We start from the raw sequence: 19,225 nt of genomic DNA on the forward strand, positions 1-19,225 counted from the left end.
TATTATTATTTATTAATTTTTATCAGTTTTACTATTCATTACTTTCACTTTTTATTAGTTTTATGATATTTTTTGTTATTTTTAGATATATATTATTTTTACACAATATTTAAAAACTATTTATACTATAATGACTAAAGTTATTTTAGAACTACTTATTTAGATAAGTTAAGTTAATTTGATATTATTTGTTGTTGATATTTGTTTTTAATATTTCAAATCACTTAGGGGCCTGTGGTCTAGCCTGGAATATGACGATGGACTTCGGATCCATAGGTCAGGGGTTCAAATCCCCTCAGGTCCGTTTTTAAACATACTAAACTAATCAGCTAATTTTTTAATTAAATTTAAATTAATAATTATTCTGTATACTTAATGGCATTTTTATTTCAATATGTTTATGTAATGGATTGATGTGATTATATTAAAAGTTATATGTTAACTTATGATTTTAATTACTCATTTCTTTAAGGAAACAATATTGCCATGGTGTTATTGTATTAATACAATAGGTTGATGGGATTATACAATCATTAATACTTATTTTTTGAATATCTATTTATTTTTCAATTTATTTTTAGTTTTTTCCATGTTTTAGTTAATTTTATATACTCCTTTTTTTATAATTATATTCAATAGTTAATCAAATATACTTTAAACTTTATCAATTTAACTTTAATATTTAATTTTTTTTATTTGGTTTATCTACTGATTACTTCTAAAAATATGAGAAATTCCTATTTTTATTATTTGCTTAGCTATTATTTTATGATTTAAATAAAAAATACATAGGAGGTAATTTTTTTTGAAAAAGAATAATTTTTTCATCATTAGTGCTTTACTTATAATATGTTTGTTTTTGGGTTTAGCTAGTGTTTCTGCTGCTTCAAGTGACATTTATGTTTCTCCTAATGGAAATGACACATCTAATAATGGCACTGTTGATAGTCCTTATCATTCTATTGGTAAAGCTGTTAATCAGTCTTCTAATTCTAGTAATGTTAATATTTATTTAGATGAAGGTACTTATCGTGGTAAAGGTAATAATACTGAAATTGTGATTAATAAAGCTCATATTAGTCAAGGTGGAAGTATAAGTATCATTGGTAAAGGTAAGGATAAAACTTTTATTGATGGTGATTCTTCTAGCTTTTTATTTGATATAAAAGCTGATTCTATTGTTTATTTGTATAATCTAACTATTCGTAATTGTAAAAATACTAATGGTGGAGCTATATTAAATTATGGTAATTTATCAATTACTAATTGTAATTTTGAAAATAACTATGCAACATCTTCTGGTGGTGCAATTTATAGTGAGTATGGTGCTAATTTAAACGTTGTTAATTCTGTATTTAATAATAATTATGCAGCATCTTATGGTGGAGTGATCTTTGGTTACATAATAAAACTTAATAATTGTAATTTTACAAATAACATTGTAGATTCTAATATTATTTATTCATCAGATGCAAATTCATTTGTATACAATTGTTATTTTATTAATAACACTATAAATAGTACTAGTTCTTGGATTTACAGTACTCTGTATATGTATGGAGGTTCTATAGTAAATAATACATTTATAAACTGTTCAGCTCCAAATAGCGATTCAACTCCTATTTTATACATCGGGGGAACTATCTACCTTAAAAACAATACTGTAATAAACTGTTTTAATAAAAATAATTTAAGCTTTATTAAGTCTGACTGGGCTAATTTTAATTCTAATCTGACTTTTTTAGGCAATTCAACTGTCAATATTAATAAACCAAGTAATATTCGCTTAACTGCTCTTTTAACTGATGATATGGGCAATGCTATTAGTGGCGGAACTGTATATTTTATTATAAATGGTATTTTAAATAAAAGTAATTCTACTAATGCAAGTGGTATAGCTACTTATACATTCACACAGTTATTCAATGATGGTTTGTATGTTGTTTCAGGTTATGTAGGATCTGAAAATTTAACTTCTGTTAGAACTGGTATTATTAATGTCAGTATTGATAGGTCTCCTGTGACTTATTATGTCTCTAATAGTGGTAATGATGATACTGGTAATGGTTCACAAGATAATCCTTTTAAAACTATTAAAAAAGCAATTGATCAAGGTTTTGCAGTTTCAATTTATCCAACTATCATGATCATGGAAGGAACCTATAAAGGAGTTGGAAATACTAATCTGTCATTTTCAGATCTTGGTATTTTAAATATTATAGGTGTTTATAACAAAACAATAATAGATGGTGAATTTATTGGTGCAGGGTTTAAATTTGGAAGTTATATTCAAAGTAATATTATTAACATGACTTTCATTAATTGTAGTCCAATTGATAGCTTTGGTGCTGCTGCAATTTATGCAAGTGGATTTGCAAATATTACAAATTGTATTTTCAAAAACAACTCTCGCCAAACAGTTTTATATATGGATGGTGGAAGTAATGTAATTAATTCCACGTTTATAGATAATAATGTAACCTCATTATATATGCGAGGTGGATTAATTGAAAACTCTTCTTTTATAAACAATAATGCTACTAGTGGAATAGCTGGTATGCCTGGTAGTTTTTCAAGTTATAATTTTACTGTTAGAAATTCTATGTTTATAAATAACACTCTTACTAGTAGTTCTACTACTGGTATTTTAGGTGGTGGAGGTTATTACACTACTATAAATAATACTTTTATTAATAATTCTGTTCCTAATTCTAGGAGTGTTGTATTGGGTGGAGGTTCTTTTAACAGCTTTGATGATATTTTCATTGATAATAAAGGGGTAGATGGAGGAATTACTGCTTCTTCTGCTAATTTTACCAATGCTAAATTTATAAATAATTCTGTTTCAGGTAATGGTTCTGTTGTATATGTTTCAAATGGTGCTGTTGTGGATTTTGTTAATTGTACTTTTGATGGTAATACTGCTGGTGGTACTGGTAATCCTATTTTCATTTCTAGTAGCATAAATAGTGTTGGTACTTTAACTACTGGTCAAGTTAAAAGAATTAATGTGACTTATCATTCTCTTTACACAAATAAATTTAGTTTTACTTTAACAGCACATGTTACTGATGCTGAAGGTAATATAATTGAGGGAGGATATTTAAGATTTTATGCAAATGATAAATATTTAGGAATAGCACCTATAATTAATGGTACAGCCACTTTAACTTATATTGGTTTAGAAAATGGTAATTATACTATTACTGGTGACTGTCCATCTGGTGTAGATGTATCAATAACAACTGGTAATTTGGAAGTCAACGCTGTTCTTAAAACTAATTCAACTTTTTATGTTTCTCCAAATGGTAGTGACTCTACTGGAGATGGTTCTAAAGGTAATCCATTTAAAACAATCAATTATGCTTTAATTAAAGGTTATGGTGATTCTAAAAATGTATTCATTTATCTTTTAGAAGGAGTTTATACTGGTGTTGGGAATGAAAATTTAGAATTACCTGGTGATTTTAATGTTACAATTATTGGAAATAATAGTGTTATTTCTGATATTAATAATACTCTTAGATTCATTACTTCTAAAGAAGGTCCAGGTATTCATAAGTTAATTAATTTAACTTTACAGAATTCTAGAAGTATTCCAGGTAATAGTCAGATAGCTGTTGAATATGGTTTAATAACTAATCATGGTTATTTAGAGATTATTAATTGTATTTTTTATAATAACACAAATGCAGTTATTAAAAATAATGGGACTATGATTATTCGTAATTCTCATTTCAATAGTAATAAATGTGATCCTGAAACAGGTACATCACCTATTTCAACTCGTTTAGGTGTTATTGATAATGGTATGGGTAATCTTACTATTTATGATTCTATATTTGATAGTAACAATTATACTCTTAGTGGTTCTGATATTCGTAACCCTTCTAACTTATTAATAGTTAACACTATTTTTAACAATAGTTTATCTTCTGGTATTTTCCATTCTGATTTCTCAGGTTTTGGCATTGGCAATACAACTTTGATTAATAGTTCTATTATCAATTCAGTAGCTGTAGTTACTAATCGATGGGGTAGTGGTGGTTCACAACAGATTTTAAATGTTTATAATTGTAAATTTGAAAATAATACTCGTTTTGATAATTTGTATGGAGTAACTGTATTTTTAACAGCAGTTAATTCAATTTTTAACAATACAGGTTCTGTTATTAAATTATGGAATAATTCTGTAATTAGTAACTGTATTTTTGTTAATACAAATAACTCAACTGGTAATTTAACAAAAGGCAATTTAACATTTAATTTTAATGATAATCGTGGTTGTAATTTAACTGTCACTAATTCAGCATTTGCAACTTATTTATATGTGATTTCTAATACTCAGGTTTCAGAAATTAATTTGAATTATAACTGGTGGGGAGCTAATGATAAACCAGACATAATTATTAATGGCCAAAATTATACAATTGAATATTGGATTGTTATGGCTTTGGTTAATAGTGGTAATTCAGGTTTAACTCAGAGTATTAGTGTTGTTCCAAAGGTTACTGATGATAATGGTACTTTGTATGATTATGATACTAGTAGTGTTCCTATTCCTCCTGAAGATAGGGAATTTACTTGGGAAGTTGTTAATGATACTGGTTATATAACACCAAATACTGGTAATGTTAGTGATTCTGGATTCAATTCTACTTTTACTGGTATTGGTTATGGTAATCACACTGTAAAAGCTGTTTTTGATACTTTTAATACTTCGAAAACTTTTGAATTATATATTTTAGGAAGTACTACTAATGTTACAGTTTCTAATCCTACAGGTAAAAATGGTAGTACTATTATTATCACAGCAAATGTGAAAGATAATCAAGGTAATCCTGTTAATGGGGGTATTGTTGAGTTTTTATTTAATGGTATTAGTGGTAGTAAGTCATTAGGATATGCCACTGTTAAGGACGGTGTAGCTGAATTTATTTGGATTGTTAATGAACCTAATTTTAATAATGGCGAAGTATATGCAGAATATCATGAAAATGATGCTTATACTGGATCTGTTGATACAACAGATTTCACAGTTTTAACTGTTCCAACTAATTTAACTATCGATTTATCTAAGGTTTCTGGTAATCGTGGTGATAAGGTTTTAATCACTGTTAATGTACGTGATAATCAGGAAAATCCTATAACTAGTGGTTTTGTTGAAGTCTATGTCAATGGAGTATATTTAGGTACTTTTGATGTTGTGGATGGTAAAGCTTATGCTAATTGGACTGTAAGTGGTAATCCTGGTAAAGTAAGTGTAATGGCTAATTATACTGATGATTATACTTATGTTGACAATCAAAAAACTACTAACTTTGAAATCAATAAAATAAAAACAAGCACAAGTATGAGCAACTACAAAGGAACTTATGGTAAAAATACTGTTTTAAAGGCTACTTTAAAAGATGCAAATGGTAAAGCTGTTGTTGGTAGATATGTTAAGTTTTATGTGAACAATAAATATGTTGGTCAAGCAAAAACAAACTCACAAGGTTTAGCTGCATTAAATTATAAAGTTAAAAACACTGGTTCTTTAACTATTAAAGCAATTTCAGTCAGTGACAGCACTTATCAAAGCTCTACTCGTTCTAGTAAACTATCTGTTCCAAAACTAAGTAAAGTTAAAATTAAGAATTCATATGCTGTTAAAGGCAAGAAAATTACTTTTAAGACTCTGTTAGCTAATTTTGGTCCTGATAAGAGCAGTCTTGTGATTTCTTATAAGCTACCTAAAGGTGTTAAACTTCTTAAAAGGTCTCTTACTAGTGGTCTTGTTAAGTATAATAAGAGGACTGGTATTCTGTCTTGGACTGTTAAGAATTTAAAACTTAGTAAGTCTAAATCAGCACTTTTAACTATTTCTTTATCTGCTAAAAAAGGCAAGTACTATATTAAGAATTCTGTTAAAAAATCAGCTGGTTCATTAGTTTATGGAAATAATGCATTAAAAAACATAAGAGTAAAATAAAAATGAAATTTGTTTTTTTAGATGATAGGAAGTTTATTATAAAAATTTCTTATCATTTATTAATTATTTTTAATTTTTTGTAATTATTTTTAATTTTAAAACTTAATGAATGTTTAAATATTTAAGATTATTTTCTATTAATAAATCTACTTTTTAGTTTTTTTTATTTTGGAGATTTTTCATGATTTTATAAATTTTTTAGTTTTTCATAAAATATTTTTTATTATTCTTTTTTGTTTTTTTATTATGAAGTTATTACTTTTGTTTTTCGTGATATATATTTTTTTCTTATTGTATTTTTTATAAACATTTATAAAGTTTGTTTGATAATTTATCAATTAAGCTTTATTTATTCATTTTTTTATTTGAACTTTTAAGATATATAATGTAATGGGTTTGTGTATTTGTATGTTTAGAAAGTATTTTTGTCTAGGTGTTTTACTTTTATGTATTTGTTTTTGTATAAATGGTGTTGCAGCTACTGATAATGTTACTTATGATAATGGTAATTATTTAGGTGATAGCAATCAGGTTATCAGTGAGTCTGTTGTGAATAAATCTGATAATCAGGATGATGTGGTTGAATCAGTAAATAATGATTCTGTTTCAAATAAAGATTCTGGTGAAGTTTCAAATTTTAATAAACATAATTTTATGAGTATTCAGAGTAGTAATTATTATGGTAATGTTTTTAATGAAAATACTGGTATTTATTATGATGATTTACAACAAGCTATCTCTTCTGCATGGCAAGGGGATAAGTTAATAGTTTATGGTGGTTATTATGAAAATATTATTTTATCTCATAAAAGTTTGACTATAACCTGTGTTAATCACTATAATTCTACAATAGGCAATCTATATGTTCAGTTTGTAAGTGGGTGTAATATTTCAGGTTTTACTATAAACTCAATGGATATTTATAATGCACATGAAAATGTTTTTTGCAACAACTTTTTCGACTATTATGAAAAATTTAATAATTGGCCCACAAGTAACCCTGTTATTATGATAAGTAATTCTTATTATAATTTATTTGAAAGTAATAGGATAAAACAGAATACTAATGGATTATTCATATTATCTGGGGGGAGTAATTCCATTTTTAGATTTAACCTGTTTGATAAAAGTGATTATTATCCTTATGGGGATATAGATGCAGGAGGTAGTTATTTAGATTTAGATAATAATTTGTGGTATTGGATGGAAATAGTAACATATGATCCTGGCTATTTTGAAAGTATTAAAAATGAACTTATTAGAAATCAGGGGTCTACTGTTGTTTTGGATAAGTGGATTGTTCCTAAGTTTAATATAATAGATTATAAAACAGTTTTTGATTTTAATTTTAATAATCTTAATGAAGATATTTCATCTTTAGGAAGCATGAATAAAATTAATATTCTTTATCATATGTATAGTAGTTATGATGTTAGGATATCTGAGATAAATAATGGTTTTGCTGAAATAAGTCTACCCTATAATGGAGGTTTATTTTATTTGTTAATAGACTATAATCTAGTAATTGCAATTTTTGAAGATGAAAGTTTTATTTTTAATCGTAATACTAGTAATTATTATAAAAATTTACAAGAAGCAATTGATGATGTTTATACTTTAAATGGTCATATTCTAGAATTGTATGGACCTGATAATAGTGGGAATATATTCATTCATAAAAATTTAACAATAAATGGTTTTGGATTGATTATAAATAATTTTTTAATTAATGAAGGTGGTAGTGGTTCTAAAATTTCAAATTTTAATATCAAGAATTTAACAATAACAAGCTCTAATTATTTAAATATTTTAAATAATCAAATTGAGAATTTATTTATAAATAATTCTAATTTTAACACATTTTTTTCAAATAATATTAAAAATATCACTGAAATATTTAATTCTAATAATTTAAATCTTTCAAACAACCGAATTAATAGTATATATATGCTTAATTCTAATTTTAGTGTTGTTTTTTCAAATAAAGTAATAAATTATTTTAAATTGAATAATTCACAGGGTAATATTGTTTCTTATAATAATATATCTAGTTTATTAATTCAAAATTCGTTTAATATAACATTAATTTCTAATAATATGGATAATAGTTCTGGTATTGTTTATTTTAATAGTGAACAGATTTTAAATGCAGCAAATACTGTTAAAACATATATAGAAACTAATCATAGACTTCCTTCAAATGTTTTCATTGGTGAAAGATCAGTTAGTATTTCTACATTTTTGAAAATTTTAATTGAAGTTGTTTTATCAGTTGATAATAATCTTACATTTCCAACATTTTCTTTAGACCATATTTTAGATCATCGATTTAATCAAACTGAAAATTCGACTAATAATATATTTTATTATTATGAATATGTTGAAATTGCAAAGTATATTAAGAGTTTCGCAGATACTAATGGATATTGTCCTGATATAGTTACAACTATGTTTTTAACTATTAACTTTGAATCTTTGGTTTATATGTATTCTAAAATATTAATTACTTATTCTTCATCGAATAATTCTTTAGTAGATTCTGTAGATTTGATTCCATGGGTTGTGGTTTCTAATCCTGGAAAAATTTATAATTTTAGAACACAAAAATTTTATGATAATCTTCAACTAGCTATTGATGATATTGATACTTTGGATGGAGATGTGATAGTTATTGGTAAAAATTTATCTGTAGGTAATTGTTATTAATAAACAGTTAACTTTAAAATCATTATCTGGAAATTCAACTTTTATGCCATCAAATAATAGTCCTGTTTTCAGTATTAATTCAGATTCAGTAAGTATTCTTGATCTTATTATTAAATCTTCTATGTATGCTTATGGAATCTTTGTTAATGGTAAAAATAATATTACTATATCTGGAAATAATATAACAAATGGATGTTATGGAATAAGTGCAATATCTTCAAATAATTTATTTATAGAGGGAAATTATATATTCAATAGTACTATAGCAGGTATAGATCTTAATGGTGTGAATAATGTTTCTATTTATTCAAACATTATAAATAATAGTAATAATGGTATTTATAGTGTATCTGCTAATGGGGAGATTATTAGCAATATTTTTTCTAATAATCAACTGGGATTATGTTTAGAAGATTTTTTTGGTTATGTTAATTTTAATGCGATTTTTAATAATTCTTATGGAATGTCATCAATTTTTTCAACAGGTATAATAAATGCAAATAATAATTGGTGGGGTAATAACGATATTTTTCCATTCTCATTTACTGGAAAATATATTGATACATATTATAGTGATGTTACTTGTGATTATTGGTTGGTTTTAAAAACTAATGTTGAAAGAGATTTCGCACAAAGTAATAATACTCATGGTGTTTATATTGTGACTGCTGATTTGACACATAATAATAATGGCGAGGATACTTCTGATGGTATTTTGCCTGATGGTTTGCCTATTAATTTTTCTACAACAAGAGGAACTATAAATAGCACTGCATATACTAGCGCTGGAAAAGCAAAAGCTACTCTTAAAATAACAAATAATGGTCAAACTAATGTAACTACTGTATTGAATGATCAGAGTGTTTTGTCTTCAAGTAATCTTAATGTAACTATGAAAGGAGTGTACAATAATCGGACTAAAAATTATTTTGATAATATTCAACAGGCTATTAATAATGCGACTAGTGGTGATGTAATATTATTATCTGATGGTATATATCTTGAAAATATTGTTATAAATAAAAAAATAGTAATTAAGGCTATTAATTCTGGTAAGGTAGTTATTAATCCGTATGATTTCGAAAAGAATGTTTTCACTATTAATAGTGGAGGTAATGGATCCACAATAATTGGTTTAGTTATATCTGAGGCATATGATGCATATGGTATATTTTTAAACTGGACATCTAACTGTAATATAATAAATAATACAATAAAAGATAATGACTATGCAATATTCCTACAAAAATCAACTAATAATAACATATCTGGAAACAATATATCTTATAATAACTATGGAATTTATTTAGAAAATTCAACAGATAATCAAATATTAAAAAACAATGTTAAAGATATTCCAAATTATGCAATTTATTTAGAAAATTCTATTTATAATATTTTAATTGAAAACACAATTAATAATGGTTATAATGGGGTATATTTAGAAAATTCAACAAACAACAATATTTCAAGTAATAAAATAATTGATAGTTATTTTGCATTATATGTTTCAGAATCTGATTCATTAACTATTAGTAAAAACAATTTAACAAATGATTGGATAGGAATTTATTTATATAATTCTAGTGGAAAAATAAATGATAATAATATAATTAGTAGTAATTATGGAATTTGTTTATATGATTCAATTTTCAATATTACTGAAGTTAATTTTACAAATACTACAGAAAATCTAATAAATATCAATTCAACAGGAATAGTAATGTCAGATTATGTTTATGATTGTGGTCCTGCTTCATTAGCAACAGTACTCAAAAATTTAGGAATTAACACTACATTAGAAGAAATTATAGAACTTACAGGGTCTGATATTAGTGGAACATCAATGTATGGGCTTATTCAGGCTGCAAGAGAAAAAGGATTGATTGTAGAAGGAGTGAATTTATCTGTTGATAAACTTCGACAGAACAATATTGTTTTTTTAATGATAAATGGAGAAGGTCATTTTGTAGTTATAAAGAACATCACTAATAATATAGTATACTTGGCTGATTCCTCTCTTGGAAATATAAATATGACAATGGAAAAATTTTTAGAATTTTACAGTGGAAAAGCAATAATCATTACTAATAATGCTACAGATACACAATTAATAAATATAACACTCCTATCAGATAATGAAACAGAAATTTTAATTGGTAAATTAACAAAAAGATATATAGGAACTCAATATTTCACAATTAGTTTTAAAATTAGAGGGGGAGTTGTATTTACAATATTGAAAAGAAAAAATATATATCCTAATCATTTTGTTGCATTCGAAGTTTTTGTAAAAGTTATAAAATCAAATCAAAAAAGTTTTGGGTATGGATCAGTAAGTGGATATTTTTTTGGAATGAACCCTAAACAACTAGTATTGCAAATTCATGGCATAAATGCAAGAAAAATTGTTAAATATTCTTTTACTGCACATGGTAAAGATTCTAATAAATTTTGGTATATATAATAATGATTAAGAAAAAAATAATTAATTGAGTAATGTTAAAAGTTTAATATAACATTAAATTTGTATGTATGTCAATTATGGAGGGAAATTTGATGAAATTTAGTAGAATTTTATTGATTTTTGGTATAGTTGCTATCTTGTCTATTTTTGCAGTGAGCACAACCTTTGCAGCTTGTGCTAGTACTGAAAAATTAACACAATATAAAGGTTCTTTTTCTTCCAATTTAAATAAGAAGATTTCGAATATTGAACAAATTTCTGCTTTTAAAAATAATAATTCTAAAGAATACTACAAAATTAATATTAAAAAAAATTATCAAAATAGATATAAAATCAGATCTGTGAGTGTAAAGTATTCTCTTATTGATAATGAAACACACGAAATTATAAATTTTTTCTACAAGAATTATACTGGGAAAAATAAGAACTCTTTAAAAATAAATATATTAGATAAAGATAATATTTTTATTGATAAGGTTATTATTAATTATTATACTAAAGGAAAGATTAAAAATGAAAGTTTTTATTATTATAATAATGATATGTCATTTGTTGGATATTGGGCTGGTAAAAAGGTTATTGCTAAATTAGTACAAAAAGGGGATTATGAGATTACAAAATTTGGTAATATCCCAATAATGAAATATCAAAATGTTAAATTTTTAACTAAAAATAAAAAATACAAAATTAAGGCAGTTAAATTACTTTTAACTAATGTCAAAGGCACTAAAATTTCTTATAGAATTTTTAAAGGGCATGGAAAATTTATTTTGAAAATTCAATTGTATGAAAATATAATTATTCAGGGCATTAAAGTATACTATTATTAATTTTTTCCATAATTTTTTAAAACTCAAAGAAATATTATTATTTTTAGAGAATTTTTAACTCTTCATTTAAGATTTATTAATTTCTTTTATTTTATAATAGATTTATGAAAATAGGATTGATAACATGAACTATGATAAAATTCGTCAAGTTAAGGTTAGTAAAATGGAATATAAAGATAATTGTAAGGAAGATGAAAAAGAAATTAATAATAATATATTTATGTTTTCATTACTTTCTATAGTAATTTTTTATATTTTGATAAACTTTTTCACAGGGTATTTTTTTACTGCATTAATATTCTTTTTAGGATCATTAATTATTTTATTATTTGAAAAATCGTATGAAAATAAATATGAATATGATTTTGAAAAATTAAAAAAGATTTATATTCTTATTAACAAGGCATATAAATATTTTTACATTATAATCGTAATAACATTATTAATTTCTCTTATTTTATATTTTAATCCATTTTCAATATTGATTAATGTTCCTTTAATTGCATGGTCACTAAAACAACTTAAAAAAATAATCAAAGAAGATATTATAATTTATTACACCAACTAAAATGTATTACTTAAAAATAATTAAAAAATTTAAAATACACAATATTTGAAAATCGTAATCATTTAGGTTTAGATTAGAGATATCTGATAATGTATTCAATGTTTACAGGATTTTTGTATAGTGATTTTAAATTTATGTTTATATTGTAAATTTTTTTGGTAGATTAGTAGGTTTATTTTTGTTTGGTTTTGTTTTAACATATTAAAAATTATATTTAGTTATATAATTTATATTTAATTTTCTTTTAAATTTAAGAATTTTTCTTAAGTTACTTTAAATATATTTTTTATTTTATTTCTATTAATTTTTGAATTGAGTAGTTTTCATCGTGATTGTTTTAAGTCTAATGTATTTGTATTTGGTATTAACTAATTTTTTGCTTCAAATGGCATTTAAATTTTTTTAATAGTAATAATTTTATTAATAGTTCTGTTGGCAATTTCTATCATTCAATAGTAAAAATATTAATTATTCTAGTGATTCAGAATACCAATGTCTATTTAGATGAAGGTACTTATTTTGACAAATATAATATGCTGAAATTGTTGCTATTAAGGTTTATATTACTTAAGATGGAAGTATAATTATTATTGGTAAAGTTAAGGATAAAATTTTTATTGATGGTGATTATATTAGCTTTTAAATCTTGTCGTAATCTTTATATATTATGTTTATTAATATATTATCAATTAAACTTTAAATTTAATCAAGTAAAATTTATAAAATAATTTGTTTTATTTTCTTAGTTGTATTATTAGAGTCATCAATAAAGGAGGTTTTTAGTATAATAATCAGTAAAAAATTCATTTTGGTCTTAATTTTCTCTGTTTTATTTTTGATTAGTCCTATTTATGGAGAATCTTTAGATAGTACTGATGGCCATTCTGAAATTGATAGTGGATTTAATAATTATGCTGTTAACGATGTTCAAATTACTGATACTGATTCTATTCATTCTGATTCTTCTATTGACAATTCTAATTCTAATAATAATTCCAATAATAATTATAATAATAATTCTGCAACTACTAAATCATCAGCTAAGGTTGAAAAATCTGGTGTAAGTACTTTTGCTTCAAAAGTGTTTATAATCACTGATGATAATTATTCTCAATATTTTAGTTTGTTTACTGGTAAATTACTTTCTAATTCTGGTATTAGTCCAGGGGATACTATTAAAATTGGGAATGTTTCTAATAAAGCTTTTATTATTGATATTCCTTTGACTTTAACTAGTACTGGTGCTGATGTTCAAATAACTAATGGTGTTATTCATTTAATTGCAGGTAGTGATGGTTCTACTATTAGTAATCTTAAGATATTTAATGATAAGACTGATATTGTGTATCAGGGTGTTTATGTTGTTCGTTTACATGGTATTTGGTTGACTAATACTAACAATAATCTCATTGTTAATAATTCTGTTCAGGTTGCCGATGCTTTAAAAGTTTTTGCAATGCCTATGGGTTGGTCTTCTAACAATACTATTATTTATAATAGGCTGATTAGTACTTGGAGTACTTGTATGCCTATGGGTCAGTCTCATAATAATAATATTTCTTATAATTATTTGCAGACTACTGCTGCAAATATAATTTATTATAATCCATTTGGTCATGCAGATTATGGTGGTCCTGCTGATTGTTATAATAACTCTATTACTAACAATTACTTGTATGCAATTTATGCAAGTGATACTACTATTGGGATGCAATTGGTATATGCTCAGCATCAAAACACTCAGATAATTAACAATACATTGGTTAATCAATTTTATGGAATAAGTTTGTATGGTATAAATTCAACTGTTGTTGGTAATACTTTAATTAATATGAGTGTTTATGCAATAATCGTTACTTCTTCTAATTTACTTTTAGAAAATAATACTGTTATAGCTACTGATTCTTATGGTGGTGGAATATATGTTGGTGGTGATGGTTATAATGAGAATATTACTGTAGTTAATAATAAAGTAACTATTAGTAATGGTTGTTATAATGGAATTATTGTTTCTGGAGATAATGTTCTTGTTAAAAATAATGTTATTAATCTTTATAATTTTGGTGTTGGAATTAATATTAGGGGAAATTACGCTCAGATTTTGAATAATATTATCAATACTAAGGTTGATCCAGGAATTAGTTTAGGTACTTCTAATGCATTAATTTTGGGTAATTCTATAAGGTCTGGGTCTTATGGTATTTATTTTAAAACAAATAACATCAAGTTTTATTTTACTAGTATTATTAATAATACTATTATTAGTAATGATTATGGTATTTTTTTACAGGGAACAATTTATAATACTACTATAGTTGGTAATAAAATCAGTACTAATGCATCTGTTGGTATTTTTAAAGATACTACTGATTCTTATGGAGACAATATGTCCGATAATACTGTGAATGATATCATTGAGGATTCAACTGGTATTGTTATCAGGGATAGTAATTTTTATAATTATTTTGATAAAGATGGTTACTTTAAATTAGGTATTCTTGATGAGTCTTTAGTTTTGATTTTAACTTATTTAACAAATAAGAAGATTTATGTTGATTATAAGATGACTCTTTTGAGTAATGGTTTAAATAATCTTTTAACAAATGTTACTATTATTGTGACTTCTGAAGGTGCTGGTTCTGTTATTCGTGATTTGAATTTTTATAATACTAATGTTGCAGCTATTATTTTAGAAAATTATCTTGAGTTTGTTACATTAAAAAATAATAATATTACTATAATTTCTGATAATAATTATACTGGATCTGTAATTGGAATTAAGATTGGCCAATCTGAAAATATTCTTGTTGAAGCTAATAATATTTATATTTCAAGTAAAAAGGGCTTTGTTTATGGTATTTCAGTTACTGATTCTACTTATGTATTTTCAAAGTACATTAATATAACTCAAAACAGTATTATTCTTGTTGGAGATAATTTAGTTGAGGGTATTTATACTGATTCAATGAGTAATAGTGAAATTTCTAATAATTTGATAAATTTATGGGGTAATGGTTTTGGTTATGGTGTAGCTACTGCTTATATGAAGGGAAATGTGAATAACATAACCATTAAAAATAATATTATTGTTGTTAATGTTAAGAAGATGGCTTATTTAATTGAGTTACACATTAGTTCAAATATTACTATTATTAATAATCTTCTTGAAGGTTTTGGTAGTGGGGTTTATGGTGTAGCTTTGTATAATTCTGATAATGTTTCTATTATCGATAATGAAATTAGAACTACTGGTGGAGATTTAAGTGGAATTGGTGTTAATTATGATGTGTTAGGTAGTGGTAATAGTGCTATTTTCCTTACTTCTAATTCTAACAATACTTTTGTTAAGAACAATATAATTTATACTAATGCAAGATATCAAATAATCATTAATACTACTAATACTAGTGATAGTAATATTAATACTACTAATGGTACTAATAATACTAAAATTGATCTAAATAATACTTTTTCTCAAAATTATTTTGTCATTGATGATGTTAATGTTATTAATTATTTTACTAGTAATGGTGAATTTATAAAAGCTAATTCAGTCCAAGCTAATGATACTTTATTATTCAATAATTTAAGTTCTAGACATTATAATTTGATTTTCAATATTCCACTAAATATTAGTTTTTATAAGGTTAATACTATTGATGCTACATTTATTTTTAAATCTGGTTCTGCAGGTTCTAATGTAACTGGATTATTGTTTAATCTCACTGATAATTCTGCGATTATTTTATCTGATGTTTATAATATCACTATTCATTCTAATAGTATATTTATTAGCAATGTTCTTGAAAAAAATCTCACAGGTATTATCATTGCTCATAATAGTTATGATAATCGGATAATTAATAATGCTATTACATTGAAAGGTAAAAATTCATTGACTGGTATTAGTGTTTCTAATTTTTATGAGAATCGGTTTGGTAGAAGCCCTTACTCTAATCTTATTGAGAGTAATTTATTGTTTATTATTTCTGAAAATGTTGCTAAGGGCATTTATGTTTCTATGGCTGATAATACAAAAATCTTTAACAATGATATTTATTTATATGCTAAAAATATTGGATATGCTGTTGAAATAGTTTCTAATGGTTCTTTTGCACCTTATCCTACTACTGTTTGGTCTAATAATACAAAAATTGTTAATAATACATTTTATGGCTTAGGAAACAATATTTTCTTAATTAAATCATATCAATCTTATAATACATATATTGCAAACAATAGTCTTTTGGCAGATGGAAACAGGTCTTTTGCTTATATAGGTTATAAAACTTCTGGGGATAAGATTGAATATAATGATATTGTTGTTAATGGTTCTGGAACTAATAATAATGTTAATAATACTAATAATAATCATAATACTAATAGTAATACTAATAATGGGTCTAATGGTAGTTTTGAAAGTTGGATTAATGTAGCTCAAGCTGGTGTTTATTATTCTAATTCTCATAATAATTTGATTCGCGAAAATAATATTACTTCAAATTATTTAAAAGGTGGAGATTATGCAGTTTATGTTGATGATTCTTTAGATTCTGATAGTTCTGGTTCTAATAGCTCTAATGGTTCTGGTTCTACTGGTATTATTTATCTCATAGTTTCTGGTAATTATCTTGTAAGTAATAATGGTCTTTTTATAGCTAATGATGCTATTTATGGATCAAATGTTTTAGGTCAAAATAATACTCCCCATTATGTTTATGTTTCAACTAATGGTAGTGATATTACTGGTGATGGAAGTATAGATAATCCATTTAAGACAATTTCTCATGCTATTTCTCAGGCATATAATCGAGCAATCATATATCTTCTAAGTGGAACTTATTATGAGAATGATATTTTTGTAAACAAGACAATAACTATTAAAAACAATGGAAATGTCACTTTAAATGGTAAAAAAGGAAAAATATTTATTATAAGTAATAATGGATATTTAACTATTGTTGGAATTAATTTTTTAAATGCTTCTAGTAATAATGGTTCTATTATTTCTAACAATGGTTATGTAAATTTAATGAATTGTAATTTTTATAATAATACTGCCATAGACCAAGGTGGAGTAATTTTTAATAAAGGTCGCCTTTTAATTGATAATTGTAGTTTTTATAATAATTCTGCTTATCTTGGTGGGGTAATTAGTAATTTTGGAAATATGAGTATATCTAACTCTAAATTTATTAATAATTCTGCTTGTAGTGGTGGTGTTATTTATAGTTATCATAATTGTACATCAATAATCAGTAACTCTTATTTTGCTTCAAACACTGCTAGAACAGATGGTAATTCTTATCTTTATAATGATAATGAGACTCGATTAGCTCCTGGTCATGGAGGAGTTATTTATAATTTTGGAACTTTATATTCTATAAATTCTACTTATGAATGTAATTTAGCTAATAATGGTGGTGTTATAGCTAATTCTGTTTATATTTGGAGAGAGTTTAATGATAGTTATTTATACATTCTGAATTCTAGTTTTAAATTTAATAATGTAACTACTAGTGTATATTATGGTGGTTATGGTGGGGCTATTTATGGAAATGCTCGTTATTTATTGGTTTATAATTCAGTATTCCATAAAAATGAAGCTAAAACTACAGGTGGAGCTATTAACTTTTCTGCAAATAATGGTTCAATTGAAAGATCTAACTTTACAAAGAATACCGCAGGATCTTATGGTGGTGCATTAGCTATTAATGGTAATATTACAATAGTTTATTCTATTATTTCTAATAATAGTGCTGGTTATAGTGGTGGTGCTGTTTATTATAATGGTGATTCTAGCTATGGGCATGTTTTAAATCAGTTAAATATTTTTAATTCCACTATTGAGTCTAATTTCGCTATGCATTATGGTGGTGCCTTTTACTTTAATTATGCTAATGTTAATATTAAAGATTCTAATATTTTAAATAACTTTGCTCCAGTTAATTCTGTTATTTATGGAGGTAACAACGGTTTCCTTGATTTTGATAATAATTGGTGGGGTTCTAACTTTGGTCCAAGTGATGATGTTTGGAATCGTGCTAATAAATTTAAAAATTGGCTATTTGAAAGTTCTGGATGGGAACTTATTGTTGGTGGAGGTTCTAATGGTTCTAATTCTTCTGGAGGTTCTGGTTCTGGTTCAGGTAATCATATTGGGCCTGGTACTGGTTCGGGACTTAGGCCTGGTGGTAGTGGATCAGGTAATGGATGGGGAACAGGTACAGGTTCTGGAATAGGGTCTGGTTCTGGTTCTGGATTAGGTAATGGCTCCGGTAATGGAATTGGCAATGGAAATGGAACTGGTTCTGGAACAGGTGTTGATTCTAATAATGGAAAAGGTAGTGGTTCTAATTCAACAAATAATAACATTTTACCGGGTATTGGAAGTATTATGAATCCTTCTAGCTCTTCTAGCTCTAATCCTGGTGGTAAATCTGGAGGAGGTTCAGCTGGAGGTCAAGGTGGATCTGGTGAACAATCTATTAAAAATTCTTATGAAATTTTAGAAGATACTATTAATAATATGAAGCCAATTGACTTTGTTTATATAATATTAGCTGTTATTGGCTTCATTGTTTTAGTTATTGTTGGACATAGGTATAATAAAAGAAGTAGGCTTTAAAATTTTTATTTATTGGATAAATTTTAGTATAGAAATTTGTTAAAGGAATATA

Annotated in this window: 6 protein-coding genes and 1 tRNA gene; all 7 read left to right on the top strand. The window is 25.2% G+C overall.

Features of this window, described 5'->3' with window-relative positions; translation table 11 throughout:
* Nucleotides 1-228: 228 nt before the first annotated feature.
* Nucleotides 229-304: transfer RNA gene (locus tag MarbSA_RS06435), tRNA-Arg, on the top strand.
* A gap of 501 nt (nucleotides 305-805) precedes the next feature.
* Nucleotides 806-5,974: a beta strand repeat-containing protein gene (locus MarbSA_RS06440; protein ID WP_221061220.1), complete on the top strand. Its 5,169-nt coding sequence runs from the start codon at nucleotides 806-808 to the stop codon at nucleotides 5,972-5,974.
* A gap of 408 nt (nucleotides 5,975-6,382) precedes the next feature.
* Nucleotides 6,383-8,680 carry a right-handed parallel beta-helix repeat-containing protein gene (locus MarbSA_RS06445; protein ID WP_221061221.1) on the top strand — a complete coding sequence of 766 codons (2,298 nt, stop codon included), beginning with the start codon at nucleotides 6,383-6,385 and terminating at the stop codon, nucleotides 8,678-8,680.
* Nucleotides 8,676-11,147, top strand: coding sequence for a right-handed parallel beta-helix repeat-containing protein (locus MarbSA_RS06450; RefSeq protein ID WP_280636280.1), 2,472 nt, complete (start codon nucleotides 8,676-8,678; stop codon nucleotides 11,145-11,147). The genes MarbSA_RS06445 and MarbSA_RS06450 overlap by 5 nt, the downstream gene beginning before the upstream one ends.
* 92 nt (nucleotides 11,148-11,239) lie before the next feature.
* Complete coding sequence (locus MarbSA_RS06455; protein ID WP_221061223.1) at nucleotides 11,240-11,977, top strand: hypothetical protein; 738 nt, start codon at nucleotides 11,240-11,242, stop codon at nucleotides 11,975-11,977.
* A 124-nt stretch (nucleotides 11,978-12,101) separates the two neighbouring features.
* Nucleotides 12,102-12,545 (top strand): MFS transporter, encoded by a 444-nt coding sequence (locus tag MarbSA_RS06460; RefSeq protein WP_054834661.1) that lies wholly within the window; start codon nucleotides 12,102-12,104, stop codon nucleotides 12,543-12,545.
* Between the two features lie 835 nt (nucleotides 12,546-13,380).
* Nucleotides 13,381-19,173 carry a beta strand repeat-containing protein gene (locus tag MarbSA_RS06465; RefSeq protein WP_221061224.1) on the top strand — a complete coding sequence of 1,931 codons (5,793 nt, stop codon included), beginning with the start codon at nucleotides 13,381-13,383 and terminating at the stop codon, nucleotides 19,171-19,173.
* Nucleotides 19,174-19,225: the final 52 nt, after the last annotated feature.

Source organism: Methanobrevibacter arboriphilus, assembly GCF_019669925.1.
Lineage (GTDB): Archaea > Methanobacteriota > Methanobacteria > Methanobacteriales > Methanobacteriaceae > Methanobinarius > Methanobinarius arboriphilus_A.